The following is a 15,191-nucleotide window of genomic DNA, read 5'->3' as shown; positions in this document are numbered from 1 at the left end:
CGCCATGCCAGAATCCGCGCATGCTCGCCTCGCTCGCGCTGCTCCTTCTCGCCGCACAGCCCGAAGCCGCTGGACCGACCCGCGTCCTCTACGAGCCAGACACCGCGCTGATTTCACCAGACCCAGGCAATCGCCTCATCGAGGCGCTCGCCGCGAAGCGCGAGGCGCTGGATGCCTGCGCGGAGGGCCTCGCCGCGCTGATTGAGCAGGGCGCGTCCCCTTCGATTGCCTTCAAGTTCAAGGAGAACGGAAAGCTCGATGCGCTCACGGGGCTCGACCAGCCTGACGAGCCCAAGGGAATCCAAGCGCGACTGACCTGCTTCAAGAAGGTGTTGGGCTCGTTGAAGGTCGAATCCTCCCGCTTCCCACGCAGTGGGACGCTGTACTTCAAGCCAGACAAGCCCTTCGTCGCCAAGGAGGACCCCACCGCCGCGTCCGCGAGGCTGGAGAAGTCCGAGCGAGGCATCACCCTCACATTGACGGGCAAGCGCCAGCAGGCCGGTACCGAGCCCCGCTTCGGGCTCTCGTACCAGGCCACCGTCACCAATACCGGCAAGACACCGCGGGGCGTGCGTCAGCGGTTCCTCTACGCCAACGCCGAACACAACACCGACGGCGGGAGCGTGGTCTCCCGCGCCGCGATGTTGAGCACCGACACCCAGGCGCCCGTCACCTGCCTGAAGCCCGGTGAGTCGCTGACAGCCGAGCTGGGAGGCAGTGACAAGGATGGCATCAAGCCCGGCGGAAGCCTCTCCGCATCCCCCTTCGTCGTGGTGGGTGATTGCGTGAACCCCGCTGAGCGGGTGTGGGTGGGAGGGCTCCGTCTGGATTGGACCGACAAGACAAAGGCCGAGCCACGGCTCATCGCGATGCCCTACTGGGTCCATCAGGTGGTCCCCCTCACACCGCGAGAGACGTGGCGGTAGGAAGACCGCTACCGAGGCTTCCTGGCAGGCCCGCACAGCAGGTCCTTCAAGCCGACGGACAGCGCGTCGAAGACCGTCCTGCACCGGGCCGTCGCGCGAAGGTCCTCGTGCATGACGACCCACACCTCCGCTGACGGCGCGAACAGGCGGGGGAGGACTCGGACCAGCCCCGAGCGCAGCCCCAGCGGCGCCAGACATCCGCCAATCCCACACCCCGACCGGATGGCCGCGAGCATCGCCAGGTCGCTGTCCGTCCGCAGCGAGAAGTCCTCGCGCGTGAGCGCCCTGCCCTCCAGCGCGAGCACCCGCGTATAGGGCGCCCCCTCGTCGAACCCCACCAGGGCATGCCGGAGGAGCTCGGCGGTCGTCCGAGGGGCCGGATGACGGGCGAGGTAGCTGGGGTGAGCGAACAGCCCCGCCTCCACCGCGCCCACGCGGGTCGCGAGGAGCGCGTCCTGTTCGGGCCGCACCACTCGAACCGCGAGGTCCGCGTCCCGGCGCAGCAGGTCCTCGACCCGGTTGGACACCTGGAGCTCGACGATGATGCGGGGGTGCGTCTCCCGCAGACGCGCCAGCAGCGGGGGCAGCACCTCGACGGCGAAGACCTCACTCGCGGAGATTCGCACCGGCCCCTCGTTCTCCCCCAGCGGCCCCGAGGCCGCGCGGAACAGCGACTCCGCGGCCGCCGCCAGCGCCTCCGCCTGGGGACGCAGTGCCTTCGCCTCACGCGTCGGCTTGAGTCCCTCCGGTGAGCGGGTGAACAGGGCCAGCTCCAACGCGGACTCCAGCGCCGCGATGTGACGTCCCAGCGTCGGCTGACTCACGCCCAACACACGGGCCGCGCCGGAGAGCGAGCCCTCCCGCAACACCGCGACGAACGAACGATAGAGCGACCAATCCGGGGACACAGGGGCCATGCGAAGTTGCATAGCGACCCCATGGAATCATTCAAGGACAAACAGCCCGCTCGCCCTCATCTTGTGTGCCCTGACAGCGCCACGTCGCGCCCCTCCAGCAAGAGCCCTCATGCCCACAGACACCCTCGAGCCCTTCGTCATCGACATCCCCCAGGCCACACTGGATGACCTCCACCAGCGCCTGGCGAGGACTCGCCTCCCGGAAGGACTCGATGACCGGGGCTGGGACCTGGGCATGGAGCCCCACGCGCTGCGCACGTTGCTCGAGCACTGGCAGGGCTTCGACTGGCGCGCGGCCGAGGCCCGCATCAACGCCGTCCCCGCCTTCCACACGACCATCGATGGCCAGGATCTCCACTTCGTCCACGTCCGGGGCCAGGGCCCTCACCGACTCCCGCTCATCCTCACCCACGGCTGGCCGAGCTGCTTCACCGAACTGCTGCCCCTGGTCCCCCTGCTGACTCGCGAGGTGGAGGGCCTGTCCTTCGACGTCGCCATCCCCTCACTGCCAGGACATGGCTTCTCCGCCGCGCCCCGCGCGCCGGGGATGAACATCACCCGCATCGCGGACCTCTGGGTGAAGCTGATGGAGCGGCTGGGCCATTCCAAGTTCCTCGCGCATGGCGGCGACATGGGCGCGGGCGTCGTCGAGCGCCTGCGCGCCAACCACGGCGGCCGGATGCTCGGCGTCCACATGGTCAACGTGTTCAACGGATATCCGCGCACGGAGGGCCTGTCCGCCGAGGAGGAGGCGTTCCTCGACAGGGCCATGGCCTGGCGCGCCCGAGAGGGAGCGTATGCGCAGCTCCACGCCACCAAGCCTCGGACGGCGGCGGTGGGGCTCCATGACTCCCCCGCAGGACTCGCCGCTTGGGTGGGCGAGAAGTTCCGGAGCTGGAGCGACGGCGGAGGCCGGCTGGATGGCGCCATCTCCCTGGACGCGCTGTGCACGGTGCTTACCATCTACTGGGTGACAAAATCCATCGGGTCGTCATTGCATCTCTATCACGAGGCGTTCTCCGACGTCGGCGCCATGTCCCCGCCGCCGAGGAAGGGCGCCCCGCTGGGGGTCCTCATCTGCCCGGGCGACATCCTCCCCGCGCCGCGTGCGTGGGGTGAGCGCTGGTTCGACATCCAGCAGTGGACGCAGCTGCCTCGGGGCGGGCACTTCCCTGGCTTCGAGGTGCCCGAGCTCCTCGCCGAAGACCTGCGTGCCTTCGCGCGACGGCTGCGCTGAACAAAGATTGGAACCTTGATGAAACGAGGGGCGTGAAAGGAGCTCACGAATTTCCGTGAGCTGACTCGACTCGATTGAGGAGTTCCCTTGTCCACCCTTCGTGATTCCATCCTCCGCCACTCCCTGCTCGCCGCGACGGCGAGCGCGCTGCTCTCCGGCTGTGTCCCGGGCCTCGCGACGTCCAACCCGACCTACTTCACCGATGGGAAGTGGAAGGAGTTGGACGCGCCCTACGCGCTGACGCCCCTGCTCTCCTGCGCCTATCCCGCGGACAACAACGACAAGGTCCACCGCAGCATCGAGGACTTCGTCGCCCCCGCGCTCTGGAGCGCATACGGCCAGGATGTCTCTGGCGCGAAGCTCAAGCGGATGAAGGGAGACAGCGAGTGGTGTGAGACGTTGCCGAACATCGCCACCGACAAGTTCAACGTCCCGCCTCGGATGAAGAAGGAGTTGGCGGAGTACGTGAAGCAGTCCGGCGCCAAGGGCATCATCATCCCCGTCGCAACGCTGTTCCGCTCCCCCATCCAGCAGGAGTTGCACGCGGCGGACGGCACTCCCATCGCGAGTGTCGACACCGACCGCTTCACCGCCGACGGCACCGCGCTCTTCTACGTCCACTACATCAACGCGAACGGCGACCTGCTCTACACCGAGCGCGCCGGCAGCGGCGGAGTCGGGGACTTCAGCGACCGGCTCAGCCACATGCGAGACACCGCGGCGGAGGTGGCCAGGCGCCTGACGCAGAAGGCCCCGCCGGTCCGCTTCCAGTAACACCCCACCGCGGCGGCCCCGCATCGTGACACCCCGCGCGAACGAGCCCAGGCTCGTCCGCCGGGGCCTCCAGCGTGAGCTTTTGACGTCCCTTGGCTCACTGATACTGTGCGTGCGTCCCAATACAAGGGACGCCGCTGTCACGACAATTCCTTGCACCTGGAGGGGGGCCATGCAGAAACATCGTGGGCACACGCGTATCGCGTCGAAGGCTGTCGGGTTGTTGTTCATGTTGCTGGCGGTTTCGGGCTGTCAGGACGGAGGCCCGTCATCACCCGATGAGCTGGCCACGGCGAAAGCCGCCGAGACCGCCAGTCGGCTGGGCCTCGTGGCCGCGGGCCGTCACCACACGCTCGCGGTGCGCTCGGATGGAACTGTCTGGGCATGGGGCGACAACGCCTATGGCCAGCTGGGCAATGGCAGCCTCCAGGACCAGCGTGTTCCCGTCCGGGCCTGGGGCTTGTGGAACATCAGCGCCGTGGGCGCGGGTGACCTGCACTCCCTCGCGATGAAGTCAGACGGCACGGTGTGGACCTGGGGCGGCAACAACTTCGGCCAGCTGGGCGACGGGACGACCACCGGCCGCCAGGCGCCCGTGCAGGTGCCGGGACTTGGCGAGGTGGTGCGGGTCGCCGCGGGCTTCTCACACTCGCTGGCGCTGAAGACAGACGGCACTGTCTGGGCCTGGGGCAGCAATGGCGCGGGCCGGCTGGGCGATGGCACCACGACGCAGCGACTGATGCCGGTGCAGGTGCAGGGCCTGCCCACCATCAAGGCGATTGCCGCGGGCAATGCGCACTCCCTCGCGCTCGACGGCACGGGCCGGGTGTGGGCGTGGGGCAGCAACTCCAACGGCCAGCTGGGAGACACCACCGCGGGTTACCGGATGCTCCCCGCGCTGGTCCCGGGACTCACGAACGCGACGGGGCTGTCCGCGGGCAGCAATCACTCCCTCGTCCGCCAGGCGGATGGCACCACCTGGGTGTGGGGCGCGAACACGTACGGCCAGCTGGGTGATGGAACCACGACGTCCCGCTCGGCGCCGCAGCAGGTGTCGGGGCTGGCCGGCGTGGACGGCGTGCTGGGGGCGGAGCTCCACTCGCTCGTGCTGAAGTCGGATGGAACGGTCTGGACCTGGGGCTCCAACCAGCGCGGCCAACTGGGCGATGGGACGCAGGAGCAGCGGCTGGTCCCTGTGCAGGTGATGGGCTTGAGCGGCGTGGTGGCCGTGGCGGCTGGAAGCGGACAGCACTCCGTGGCCGTGATGGCCAACGGCGAGGTGTGGACCTGGGGCCACAACGTCGAAGGCCAGCTGGGCGAAGGCTCCAGCTCCTACAGCGCGGTGCCCAAGCGCAGCCATGCCCTGGTGGAGCGGACCAGCGTGGCCGCGGGGCGATACCACGGCCTCGCGTCGAAGCCGGACGGAACGGTCTGGGCCTGGGGTGACAACGCCAAGGGGCAGCTAGGGGATGGCACCACCGCGCAGCGCTTGCTGCCCACCCAGGTCCCCGGCCTCACGAACATGGTGGCCGTGGCGGCGGGACATCACTCCTCGCTGGCGCTGAAGGCCGACGGCACCGTCTGGGCCTGGGGTGACAATGCCAACGGTCAGCTGGGAAACGGGTCGACCACCGACCGGTCCAATCCCACGCAGGTTCCCGGCCTCACGGGTGTCGTGTCCATCGCCGCGGGCCCAGGGCATGCGTTGGCGGTGAAGGCCGACGGCACCCTCTGGACCTGGGGTGACAACAACACGGGCCAGCTGGGCGACGGCACCACCGTCGACCGGCCCATCCCCACCCAGGTCCCAGGCGTCACGGGGGTCGTGTCCGTCGCCGCGGGGCTCTACCACTCGCTGGTCGTGAAGGTGGACGGCACGGTGTGGGCGTGGGGGTCCAACTACGAAGGCCAGCTCGGGGGCGGAACCACCACCATCCGGCCTGTTCCCTCCCAGACGCCCAACCTCACCGGCGTCGTCGCCATCACCGCGGGCCTGTATCACTCACTCGCGCTGAAGACAGACGGCACCGTCTGGGCCTGGGGATACAACCTCCATGGACAGCTGGGCAATGGCAACACCACCACCCAGCAGGTGCCCACGCAGGTGCCCGGGTTCTCGGGGGGCGTGTCCCTGGGGGCGGGCATCTACCACTCCCTGGCCATCAAGACGGACGGCTCCGTCTGGACGTGGGGATACAACTACCGGGGCCAGTTGGGCGATGGCACCACCACCTCCCGGACCACGCCCACGCAAGTCGCGGGCTTCACCGGCGTCTCGTTCCTGGCGGCGGGCGAGTTCCACTCGGTGGCGCTGAGGACGGACGGCACCGCCTGGGCCTGGGGGAGCAATGACAAGGGCCAACTGGGCGACGGCTCCGCGCGCTGGCACTACGCGCCGACCCTCTCCCGACTCGTGGGGGCCCGAGGACTGGCCGCCGGAGACCGGTTCACCGCGGCCCGGAAGTCGGATGGCACGGTCTGGGCCTGGGGTGACAACACCTACGGCCAGCTGGGGGATGGGACGACCCTCGCCACGCGGAGCCCCGCGCAGGTGTCCGGCCTCACCGACGTGGAGGGCCTGGCCGCGGGCGAAGGCCACGTGGTGGTGGTGAAGATGGACGGGACGGTCTGGACGTGGGGAAACAACGCCAAGGGACAACTGGGCGATGGCACCACCACCCGACGGCTGGTGCCCACCCAGGTCCCCGGCCTCACGGGCGTGGTCGCCGTGGCCGCGGGCTATGCACACTCGCTGGCGCTGAAGGCAGACGGAACGGTGTGGGGCTGGGGCGAGAACATCTACGGACAGCTCGGGGATGGCACCACGACCCAGCGCGTGGCGCCCACCCAGGCGCAGGGGCTCACCGTCGTCCTGTCCATGGCGTCGGGCACGTATCACGGACTGGCCCGGAAAGCGGATGGCACCCTCTGGGCCTGGGGATACAACGCCCATGGCCAGTTGGGCATCGGCACCACCACCACCCGGCTGGCGCCCACGCTGGTGCCGAGCCTCTCCGGCGTGGTGAGCCTGTCCGCGACGCATCAGCACTCGCTGGCGCTGAAGCCGGACGGAACGGTCTGGGCCTGGGGGTACAACTCCAACGGTCAGCTGGGGGACGGCACGACGACGACCCGGCACGTGCCCACGCAGGCGCCCAGCCTCTCGAGCGTCAAGGCCGTCAGCGCCGGGTTCGAGTACTCGCTCGCGGTGAAGGCGGACGGCACCGTCTGGTCGTGGGGCATCAACGACCGGGGGCAGCTCGGCAGCGGCACGGCGACCCCGCGCGCGACGCCCACGCAGGTGGCGGGGTTGAACAGCGTCACGCTCCTCCTGGCCGCCAGGGCGCATGCCCTCGTCGTCTCCGCGGATGGAACGATGAGAGGCTTTGGCGACAACGAGGCCGGTCAACTGGGAGCCGGAGACACCCTCATCAGGTTGGCGCCGAATCAAGTCTGGTGAGGTGTGCGCGAGCATCCTTCATGCGGGTACGTCCGGGCCGCGGCGTCCGCATGAAGGATGTGACAGTTCGTGTGTTCGCTCCGGCGTCACAGCCAATTCCTTGCACCTGACATCCGCCAGAATGTGAGTTGTCCAGGTTCAAGGCCGACCACAGCTTCTGCGGCATGGTTCCCAAGCTTGTACCCATGCCATCGCTTCACGGGGCCGGGCCGGCGCCACGAGAGATGACAGAGCCCCTGTTCTCCCTCGACCACTCCCACCATCAGCGTGTCGCTCCCGAGGCACGGTCATCGCCTGCCGGGGATGCACCGCTCCTCGGTGTTCCGTAGACGCCAGTCCGGGTCTGTCGCCCCTGAGCCAGAGGCAAGCGAACTGGGAGAGGGACACGCCAGGTCCCGCTCCCGGCTCGCCGAACACGCGCAACGACCACCCCAAAGAGGATTCGATTCATGCACCAGGTCCCCCTCACCCATGCGGGATTCAACGCCGGACATGTTCACGAATGGCGACTCGGCCCGCCGAGGAACACCCTCGCTGTCGCGCCCCTCAGCGACAAGCCCGCGTCCTACAACCAGGAGAAGCACTTCTCGGCGGCGGTGATGGCGCGGCAGGAGCATGCCGCCGAGAACTATTGGATTGGCCTGTCCTTCAGGATTCCCGGTCCGCTCGACCTGGAGGCCCTGGAGGCCGCGCTCCTCCTGTTCGTCAAGCGGCACGAGGTGCTGCGCTGTGGGTTCGAGCAGCTCATCGCCGGGGACCTGCGCTGCGACGTGATGACGCCGACGGAGGTCCGCCTCGTGCACACCGACGTGGGCCCGCTCGCGACGAGCGAGGCCGTCACCGCGCACGTGCGGACGACGTTCAACCGGGACATCGACACGCTGTCCTGGCCCCTGTTCGTGCTGGGCGTGGTGGCCGAGGAGACCCAGGCCACGGTCTACATGGGGTTCGACCACATCCTGTGTGACGGGCTCTCGCTGGTGATTGCCGTCGAGGAGGTGGAGCGGGACTACGCCGCCCTCGCGGCGGGCCAGCGGCCGGTGCTCGAGGTGGCCGGAAGCTATCTCGACTTCGGCGACGAGCAGCGCCGCCGGTATTCCTTGCTCACCGCGACGAGTCCCGACCTGGAGTACTGGCGGAACTTCATCGCGGGCGCGGGCGACCTGTTCCCGCGCGTCCCGCTCGACCTGGGCATCGAATCCGGCCGGATGTATCCCGCGCTGAACCACACCGTGCGGCTGCTCGACGACACGGCGGCCCTCACCTTCGAGCGCATCTGCCGGGAGCGCGGCACCAAGCTGTTCCTGGGCCTGCTCGCGGTCGTCGGCATGGCGCTCCGAGACATCTCCGGCAGCCAGACGTATCGCGGGTTCCTTCCCATCAGCGAGCGGCAGGACCCTCGGTGGCGGCAGTCCTTCGGATGGTTCGTCAACACGCTGGCCATCACCTTCCCCATCGCCGACCACATGGGGTTCCCCGAGGTCGTCGAGGGCGTGCAGTCGGGCTTCAAGGAGCTCATCCGCAACGTCGACGTGCCCTTCGTGAAGGTCTGGGAGCTGCTGGCGCCGCAGCACTTCCACCTGCGCAGCTGGCCGTACCCGGTCAACTTCTTCTCGTTCCTCGACTACCGGAAGATGCCCGGCGCCGCCCAGTTCGACACGTGGCAGCCGAAGACCATCCCGGAGTCCTCGCACTCCAACACGGGCAACATGTGGTTCCTCCGCAACTCGGAGGGGCTCTTCCTGCACTCCATCTTCTGCGACGTGCCCCAGAGCGTGGACGCCATGACGCGGTATCGCGCCGCCATCTCCTCCATCCTCGATGGCCTCATCCTGGGCGCGGCTCGCACGGGCACGGCCCCCCAGGAGAACGGCCAGCGGGCGGCGCCCCTCTAGCGACGGGCACCAACGCCCGGCGAGGAGACGGCACCTGGCGGGCTGTTTCCTCGCTGGACGTGGATGAAGGGCGGCGTCAGGCTCCGCGGATGCCCCTGAAGCCGCTCATGCGCATCCACGACCCGGAGTCCCTCGCGCGCGGAGAGCGGGAGTTCAGCGCCGAGTTCCGGGCCATGAGCCAGCGGGTGCTGCGCGCCACCGAGCTGACGTCGCGCCTCAACGTCCTGCCCTTCGAGGATGAGGCGGGGAAGGCGGCGCTGTTCGAGCAGCTCTTCGGCCAGCCCCTCCCGAAGCGGGTGACAATCTATCCCCCCTTCTACACGGACCACGGCCTCCGGCTGGAGCTCGCCGAGCGGGTGTTCATCAATCAGGGCTGCACGTTCCTCGACTACGCCGGCATCCGGCTGGGCGCGGGGGTGATGGTGGGCCCGAAGGCCACGTTCATCACGATGAGCCACCCCGTCGACCCGGGCGAGCGGCGCCTGTACCTCACGGGCGCCCCCATCGAGGTGGAGGAGAACGTGTGGATTGGCGCGGGTGCGACCCTCCTCCCGGGAGTCCGCATCGGCCGCGACGCGGTCATCGCGGCCGGAGCGGTCGTCGCCGACGACGTGCCGGCGGCAAGCCTGGTGGCGGGGCCCAAGGCCGCCGTGCTCCGCCAGTGGTGAGGCACGAGGACCCGCGTCAGTCCTCGTAGCAGACGCCGATTTCACGCAGCTCGACCGTCGACCACTCGGCCGCGGGACACTGGCGTGCAATCGCGAGCGCCTCTTCCCGGGTCGCGCAGTCGAAGGCCACGTAGCCGCCGACAATCTCCTTGGACTCGGCGAACGGGCCATCGACGAAGGTGCTCTGGCCGCCTCGGACCTGGACTCGCACTCCTTCGGTGATGGACCGGAGCGAGTCGCTCCCCTTCCAGATTCCACGGGCCTTGAGGTCCTCCACGAAGCCCCCCATCCGCTCCATCTCACGACGCCCTTCCTCCGGCGTCCGGCTCCGCTTCCGCTTCCCATCCTCCATGACCAACAGCATGTACGCCATCACGTGCTCCGTTCGCGGGTGACGCGGGAGCGTCCCTCATCCGTCGTTCGAGCAGAAGCGTTTCCTGCCGCTCGGCCGCAGAGTGAAGCACCGTGGCCGGAATCGTCGGGACAACGTCCTTGTCGTGCTCCGAGCCCCCACCTATCCCTGTCCTCCTTGGAGGAAGGTGATGGTCGAGACTCTCTGGCAGGACCTCCGCTACGGCGCGCGCATCCTCGTCCGCAGCCCGGGCTTCACGGTGGCCATCCTGTTGACGCTGGCGCTCGGCATCGGCGCGAACACCGCCATCTTCAGCGTCATCCATGGGGTGTTGCTGCGGCCGCTTCCCTATGCGGACGGTGAGCGGCTGATACATCTGGAGCAGCCCGTGGCGCGGGTGGAGCTGGAGAACGCGGGCTTCTCTCCGCCCGAGCTCGAGGACTACCGGGCGCGGCTCACGCGCATCCAGGGGCTGGTCGAGTACCACTCCATGCCCTTCAACATCGTGGGGCATGGCGAGCCGCGGCGCGTCCAGACGGCCGTGGTGTCCTCCGGCTTCTTCGACACGCTGGGGGTCCGCCCGCTGCTCGGACGCACGTTCCTCCCCGAGGAGGAGAAGCCCGGCGCCGCGCCGGTGTTGATTCTCAGCCATGCGTACTGGCGGGGCGCGTATGGCGCGGACCCCGACATCGTCGGGAAGACCTTCACGATGAACGGGCGCACGCACACCGTCATCGGCGTGCTGCCCCCCGTGCCTCAGTATCCGGCGGAGAACGACGTCTACATGCCCGTCTCCGCCTGTCCGTTCCGCTCGGCGGAGGACTGGACGCACACCCGCACCAGCCGAGGGCTCACCGTCCTCGGCCGGCTTGCTCCCGGCGTGTCGATGGAGGAGGCCCGCGCCGAACTGGCGCTGGTGGCCTCCAGCCTCCATCAGGCCCACCCCCAGGACTACCCCGCCACCGAGGGGTTCTCCGCCACCGCGTCGCGCCTCCAGGACAGGCTCGTGGCGCGGGCCCGCCCGACGCTGCTGCTCCTGTTCGCCACGGCCGTCTTCCTGTTGCTCGTCGTGTGCGCCAACGTCGCCAACCTCACCCTGGCGCGGCTGGCGCGTCGTGAGCACGAGCTCGCGGTCCGGGCCGCGGTGGGCGCGGGGCGCGGGCGACTGGTGAGGCAGTTGCTGACGGAGCACCTGCTGCTCTCGATGCTGGGAGGGCTGCTGGGGCTCGGGGTCGCGGCCCTGGGGATGGGGCTGCTCGTCTCCTTCGTGGCCCGCTACACGTCGCGCGCGGTGGAGGTGAGCGTGGGAGTCCCCATGCTCCTCATCAACCTGGGCCTGTCGCTCGGCACGGGGCTGGTGCTCTCGCTGCTGCCCGCGCTTCCGTCGCGCACGGTGTTCGGCTCGGGGCGCGGGCAGGGAGCGGCACGGGTGAGTCCGCGGCTGCGGGGCTTCTTCATCGTCGCGCAGGTGGCGCTCTCGTGTGTGCTGCTGGTGGGCGCGGGGCTGATGTTGCGCAGCATGGCGCGGCTCCACCGCGTGGACCCGGGGTTCGACCCGGAGAACGTGCTCACCGCGCGCGTGGACCTCGGGTGGGACCGGTATCGCGAGGACGAGAAGGTCCGTGCATTCGCCGAGCAGCTGGTGCCTCGGCTGGAGGGACTGCCGGGGGTGTCCGCGGTCGGGCTCGCCAATGACCTGCCCCTCGGGGGCAAGAGTCCGTGGACGAGCACGCTCAAGGTCGAAGGCCAGGAGGTCCTCCCCGGCCAGGTGCGCCCCAAGACGGACCTGCGCAGCGCGACGGTGGGCTACTTCCGTGCGCTCGGCGTGCCCCTGGTGAAGGGCCGTCTCTTCGAGCCCGGGGACGGTCCGGGGACGGCGCCCGTGGTGGTGGTGAACCAGGCCTTCGTGCGTGCGTACCTCGCTCGCGAGGAGCCCGTGGGGCGGCGCATCTCGTTCGATGATGGGAAGAGCTGGGCGACGGTGGTGGGCGTGGTGGGGGACGTGCGCGAGCGCGGGCTCGGAGAGGAGCCACCGCGCGAGGTGTATCTCCCCTTCGCGTTGCAGCCCCTCCGCGACGTCCGGATGCTCGTGCGCACCGAGGGCGTCCCGATGGCGCTCGCGTCCCACGTGCGAGAGCGGGTGCATGAGCTGGACTCCGAGCAGCCCGTCACGGACGTGCGGCCCCTGTCGAGCCTGCGCCAGGAGTCACTCGCCGCGCCTCGGCTGGTGACGCTCCTGCTCGGCTTCGTCGCGGTGCTCGCGCTGGTGCTGACGTGCACGGGCCTGTCGGGCGTGGTGGCCTTCTCCGTGAGCCAGCGGGTGCGGGAGCTGGGCATCCGGCTGGCGCTCGGCGCCGAGCCTTCGAGTGTGCTCGCGCTGGTGCTGCGCGAGGGCATGGTCCTGGTGCTCGCCGGGCTCGCGATGGGGACGGTGGGGGCGTTCGGGCTGTCGACGCTGATGAAGGGGTGGCTGTTCGGCGTGGAGCCCGCGGACCCGGTGACCCTCGTGGGGGTGGTGCTGCTGCTCGGCGGCACGGGCGCGGTGGCGTGCCTGATACCCGCGCTGCGAGCCTCTCGGGTGGACCCGGCCATCGCGCTGCGGAGCACCTGAGCGCCCGCGAGGAGGGCGCCGTGCCCACGAAAGAAGCACACGGGCCGGAGGCAGGGCTACGATGCGGCGCCGAGAGGTACGCATGGGCGCGGCGATTCGGCGGGTGGGCTTTCTCGGGTACGAGGGCGTGGAGGCGCTGGACCTCGTCGGCCCCATGGAGGCGTTCGCGAAGGTCCAGACAGGTGGGCAGCGCCGCTACGAGGTGCTGATGGTGGGGCTGCACTCGGGTGAGTTCCGCTCCGAGTCGGGGCTCGTCTTCAAGCCCCACCTTCGACTGGAGGACGCCCGGGGGTTGGACACGCTGCTCATCTCCGGAGGCGCGGGCCTGCGAAGGCCGGCTGCGAACGCCCAGGTGGTCCGCTGGCTCCAGTCCCATGCGCACACGGTGCGGCGTGTCGTCTCGGTGTGCACGGGCATCTATGCCCTCGCGGCGTCGGGGCTCCTCGATGGCCGGCGCGCGACCACTCACTGGCAGTTCGCGCAGGACGTCGCGGCGCGGTTTCCGAAAGTCCGCCTCGAGCCGGATGCGCTGTTCATCCAGGACGGCACCTTCTACACGTCCGCGGGAATCACAGCGGGCATCGACCTGGCGCTCGCGCTCATCGAAGAGGACCACGGCCCGCGTGCGGCGCTCACGGTCGCGCGCGAGATGGTGATGTACCTCAAGCGCCCGGGAGGACAGGCCCAGTACTCCGAGCCCCTCCGCTTCCAGGAGGAGAGCGGTGGGCGCCTGGGAGACCTGACCAGTTGGATGCTGGTCAACCTCGCGGGAGACCTCTCCGTCGAGGCGCTGGCTCAGCGCGCGTGCCTCAGCCCTCGGCACTTCGCGCGACAGTTCCGGACCGCGTTCGGGCAGACACCGGCCGCGTATGTGGAACAGCTCCGGATGGAGGAGGCGCGTCGCAGGCTCGGCGAGGGCGACAGCGGCATCGAGCAGGTGGCGCTCGCCGTGGGGTTCCAGAGCGCGGACGTCTTCCGCAGGGCCTTCGAGCGCCGCTTCGGTGTGGCCCCCAGCACGTACCGGAGGGGCTTCGGCGCACACGAGGAGCAGCCGCGAGCCCCCCGCCGCGCCCCGAGACGCATGGCTCGCTGAGTGCCTTCAGAGCCCCTGCGCCACCCGTGGGTGGGCGCCTCCTTGCATACATACCAACCGTACGGTATGTATCGAAGTCATGCCCCGCCCGCCGAAACGAGAGCCCGAACGAGGCGATGCCAGGACGCGCCTGCTCAAGGCCGCTCTCGACACGATTCGCCTGAAGGGCTTCGCCGCGACCTCTGTCGACGAACTCTGCCAGGTCGCCGCGGTGACGAAGGGCTCCTTCTTCCATCACTTCAAGAGCAAGGACGACCTGGGGGTCGCCGCCGCGGAGTACTGGGCGGAGACGACGACCGCCTTCTTCGCGGGCGCGCCCTACCACGCCTCCGAGGATGCGCTGGAGCGCGTCCTCGCCTACGTGGCCTTCCGCAAGTCCATCATCACCGGGGAGCTGGCGGAGTTCACCTGCCTGGTGGGGACGATGGTGCAGGAGGTCTACGCGACGTCACCGGCCATCCGCGACGCCTGCGCCGCGAGCATCTTCGGCCATGCCGCGACGCTCGAGGCGGACCTCCGCGCCGCAATGAAGGCCCGGCGCATCTCCGGCGGATGGACGGCCGAGAGCCTCGCACGCCATACCCAGACAGTGATTCAAGGCGCCTTCGTGCTCGCCAAGGCGGGGAACTCTCCCGCGCTGGCGAGAGAGAGCATGGACCACCTGGACCGCTACATCCGCCTCCTCTTCGGTGGCCCCCTCCAGGAGAAAGCACAGTCATGACCCAGCACCCTCAGCTCCGCTGCGCCTGCGGCCAGGTCCGCCTCGAGGTGGAAGGAAAGCCCATCGTCAACAGCGAGTGTTATTGCAACAGCTGCCGCGCGGCGGGCGCAAGGATGGCGACGCTCCCGTCGGCCCGGTCGGTCCTGGGTGCCCATGGCGGGACGCACTTCGTGCTGTATCGCAAGGACCGCGTCCGCTTCCTGGAGGGCACGGAGCTCCTCAAGGAGTTCCGCCTCACGCCCGAGTCCACGACCCGGAGAATCGTCGCCACGTGCTGCAACACCCCCGTGTGCCTGGAGTTCAAGGGCGGCCACTGGCTCAGTCTCTATGCCGGACTCTGGCCCGAGGGAGCGCTGCCTCCTCTGGACCTCCGGACCATGACGAGCGACCTCCCCGCCGGCGTGGTGCTTCCGGCAGGTGTCCCGAGCGGCAAGCGGCACCAGGCCGCGTTCTTCGCCAGGCTGCTGGGCGCGTGGATCATGATGGGGTTCCGCGCACCGAGGCTCACCTTCGTCCACGGAGAGGTCCACGCCTGAC

At 69.4% G+C, this 15,191-nt stretch carries 12 protein-coding genes; 10 read left to right on the top strand and 2 right to left on the bottom strand.

What is annotated here, in order from left to right; all coding sequences use genetic code 11:
• The first annotated feature begins 20 nt into the window (after positions 1-20).
• Positions 21-926 carry a hypothetical protein gene (locus MYSTI_RS10735; protein WP_015347773.1) on the top strand — a complete coding sequence of 302 codons (906 nt, stop codon included), beginning with the start codon at positions 21-23 and terminating at the stop codon, positions 924-926.
• 8 nt (positions 927-934) lie between these two features.
• Here the strand turns inward: MYSTI_RS10735 and MYSTI_RS10730 are convergent, their stop codons facing one another.
• Positions 935-1,843: a LysR family transcriptional regulator gene (locus MYSTI_RS10730; protein ID WP_015347772.1), complete on the bottom strand. Its 909-nt coding sequence runs from the start codon at positions 1,841-1,843 to the stop codon at positions 935-937.
• Positions 1,844-1,952: 109 nt separating this feature from the next.
• Here MYSTI_RS10730 and MYSTI_RS10725 point away from each other — a divergent pair, with 109 nt between their 5' ends.
• The 5 genes from MYSTI_RS10725 to MYSTI_RS10705 all read left to right on the top strand — a co-directional run bounded on the left by MYSTI_RS10725 (position 1,953) and on the right by MYSTI_RS10705 (position 9,877).
• Positions 1,953-3,080 (top strand): epoxide hydrolase family protein, encoded by a 1,128-nt coding sequence (locus MYSTI_RS10725; RefSeq protein WP_015347771.1) that lies wholly within the window; start codon positions 1,953-1,955, stop codon positions 3,078-3,080.
• Between the two features lie 87 nt (positions 3,081-3,167).
• Positions 3,168-3,854, top strand: a complete 687-nt coding sequence (locus tag MYSTI_RS10720) for a hypothetical protein (protein ID WP_015347770.1) — start codon at positions 3,168-3,170, stop codon at positions 3,852-3,854.
• A 172-nt stretch (positions 3,855-4,026) separates the two neighbouring features.
• Positions 4,027-7,314 carry an RCC1-like domain-containing protein gene (locus MYSTI_RS10715; RefSeq protein ID WP_015347769.1) on the top strand — a complete coding sequence of 1,096 codons (3,288 nt, stop codon included), beginning with the start codon at positions 4,027-4,029 and terminating at the stop codon, positions 7,312-7,314.
• Between the two features lie 449 nt (positions 7,315-7,763).
• On the top strand, positions 7,764-9,209 hold the full coding sequence (locus MYSTI_RS10710) for a condensation domain-containing protein (RefSeq protein ID WP_015347768.1): 1,446 nt from the start codon (positions 7,764-7,766) through the stop codon (positions 9,207-9,209).
• A gap of 89 nt (positions 9,210-9,298) precedes the next feature.
• On the top strand, positions 9,299-9,877 hold the full coding sequence (locus MYSTI_RS10705) for a DapH/DapD/GlmU-related protein (protein WP_015347767.1): 579 nt from the start codon (positions 9,299-9,301) through the stop codon (positions 9,875-9,877).
• Between the two features lie 16 nt (positions 9,878-9,893).
• On the opposite strand, the gene MYSTI_RS10700 is transcribed toward MYSTI_RS10705, so the two are convergent.
• Positions 9,894-10,250, bottom strand: a complete 357-nt coding sequence (locus MYSTI_RS10700; protein ID WP_015347766.1) for a YciI family protein — start codon at positions 10,248-10,250, stop codon at positions 9,894-9,896.
• Positions 10,251-10,419: 169 nt separating this feature from the next.
• Here MYSTI_RS10700 and MYSTI_RS10695 point away from each other — a divergent pair, with 169 nt between their 5' ends.
• The 4 genes from MYSTI_RS10695 to MYSTI_RS10680 all read left to right on the top strand — a co-directional run bounded on the left by MYSTI_RS10695 (position 10,420) and on the right by MYSTI_RS10680 (position 15,190).
• A complete protein-coding gene (locus MYSTI_RS10695) occupies positions 10,420-12,840 on the top strand; it encodes an ABC transporter permease (protein ID WP_015347765.1) in 2,421 nt (806 codons plus the stop codon).
• An 82-nt stretch (positions 12,841-12,922) separates the two neighbouring features.
• Positions 12,923-13,933, top strand: a complete 1,011-nt coding sequence (locus MYSTI_RS10690; RefSeq protein ID WP_015347764.1) for a GlxA family transcriptional regulator — start codon at positions 12,923-12,925, stop codon at positions 13,931-13,933.
• A 79-nt stretch (positions 13,934-14,012) separates the two neighbouring features.
• The gene (locus tag MYSTI_RS10685; RefSeq protein WP_015347763.1) at positions 14,013-14,654 is read left to right on the top strand and encodes a TetR/AcrR family transcriptional regulator; all 642 of its coding nucleotides are present in this window, start codon (positions 14,013-14,015) and stop codon (positions 14,652-14,654) included.
• Entirely contained in the window at positions 14,651-15,190 is a 540-nt protein-coding gene (locus tag MYSTI_RS10680; protein WP_015347762.1) for a GFA family protein, read from the top strand. The genes MYSTI_RS10685 and MYSTI_RS10680 overlap by 4 nt, the downstream gene beginning before the upstream one ends.
• Position 15,191 lies beyond the last annotated feature (1 nt).

This window comes from Myxococcus stipitatus DSM 14675 (assembly GCF_000331735.1).
Classification (GTDB): domain Bacteria; phylum Myxococcota; class Myxococcia; order Myxococcales; family Myxococcaceae; genus Myxococcus; species Myxococcus stipitatus.
This window is presented reverse-complemented; position numbering and strand designations above follow the sequence as displayed.

What these genes read in the sequence shown, in the direction of transcription:
- MYSTI_RS10685 (WP_015347763.1), top strand. Translation starts at nt 14,013, where the DNA reads ATGCCCCGCCCGCCGAAACGAGAGCCCGAACGAGGCGATGCCAGGACG.
- MYSTI_RS10700 (WP_015347766.1), bottom strand. Translation starts at nt 10,250, where the DNA reads ATGGCGTACATGCTGTTGGTCATGGAGGATGGGAAGCGGAAGCGGAGC.
- MYSTI_RS10705 (WP_015347767.1), top strand. Translation starts at nt 9,299, where the DNA reads ATGCCCCTGAAGCCGCTCATGCGCATCCACGACCCGGAGTCCCTCGCG.
- MYSTI_RS10730 (WP_015347772.1), bottom strand. Translation starts at nt 1,843, where the DNA reads ATGGCCCCTGTGTCCCCGGATTGGTCGCTCTATCGTTCGTTCGTCGCG.
- MYSTI_RS10715 (WP_015347769.1), top strand. Translation starts at nt 4,027, where the DNA reads ATGCAGAAACATCGTGGGCACACGCGTATCGCGTCGAAGGCTGTCGGG.
- MYSTI_RS10695 (WP_015347765.1), top strand. Translation starts at nt 10,420, where the DNA reads ATGGTCGAGACTCTCTGGCAGGACCTCCGCTACGGCGCGCGCATCCTC.
- MYSTI_RS10680 (WP_015347762.1), top strand. Translation starts at nt 14,651, where the DNA reads ATGACCCAGCACCCTCAGCTCCGCTGCGCCTGCGGCCAGGTCCGCCTC.
- MYSTI_RS10725 (WP_015347771.1), top strand. Translation starts at nt 1,953, where the DNA reads ATGCCCACAGACACCCTCGAGCCCTTCGTCATCGACATCCCCCAGGCC.
- MYSTI_RS10735 (WP_015347773.1), top strand. Translation starts at nt 21, where the DNA reads ATGCTCGCCTCGCTCGCGCTGCTCCTTCTCGCCGCACAGCCCGAAGCC.
- MYSTI_RS10690 (WP_015347764.1), top strand. Translation starts at nt 12,923, where the DNA reads ATGGGCGCGGCGATTCGGCGGGTGGGCTTTCTCGGGTACGAGGGCGTG.
- MYSTI_RS10710 (WP_015347768.1), top strand. Translation starts at nt 7,764, where the DNA reads ATGCACCAGGTCCCCCTCACCCATGCGGGATTCAACGCCGGACATGTT.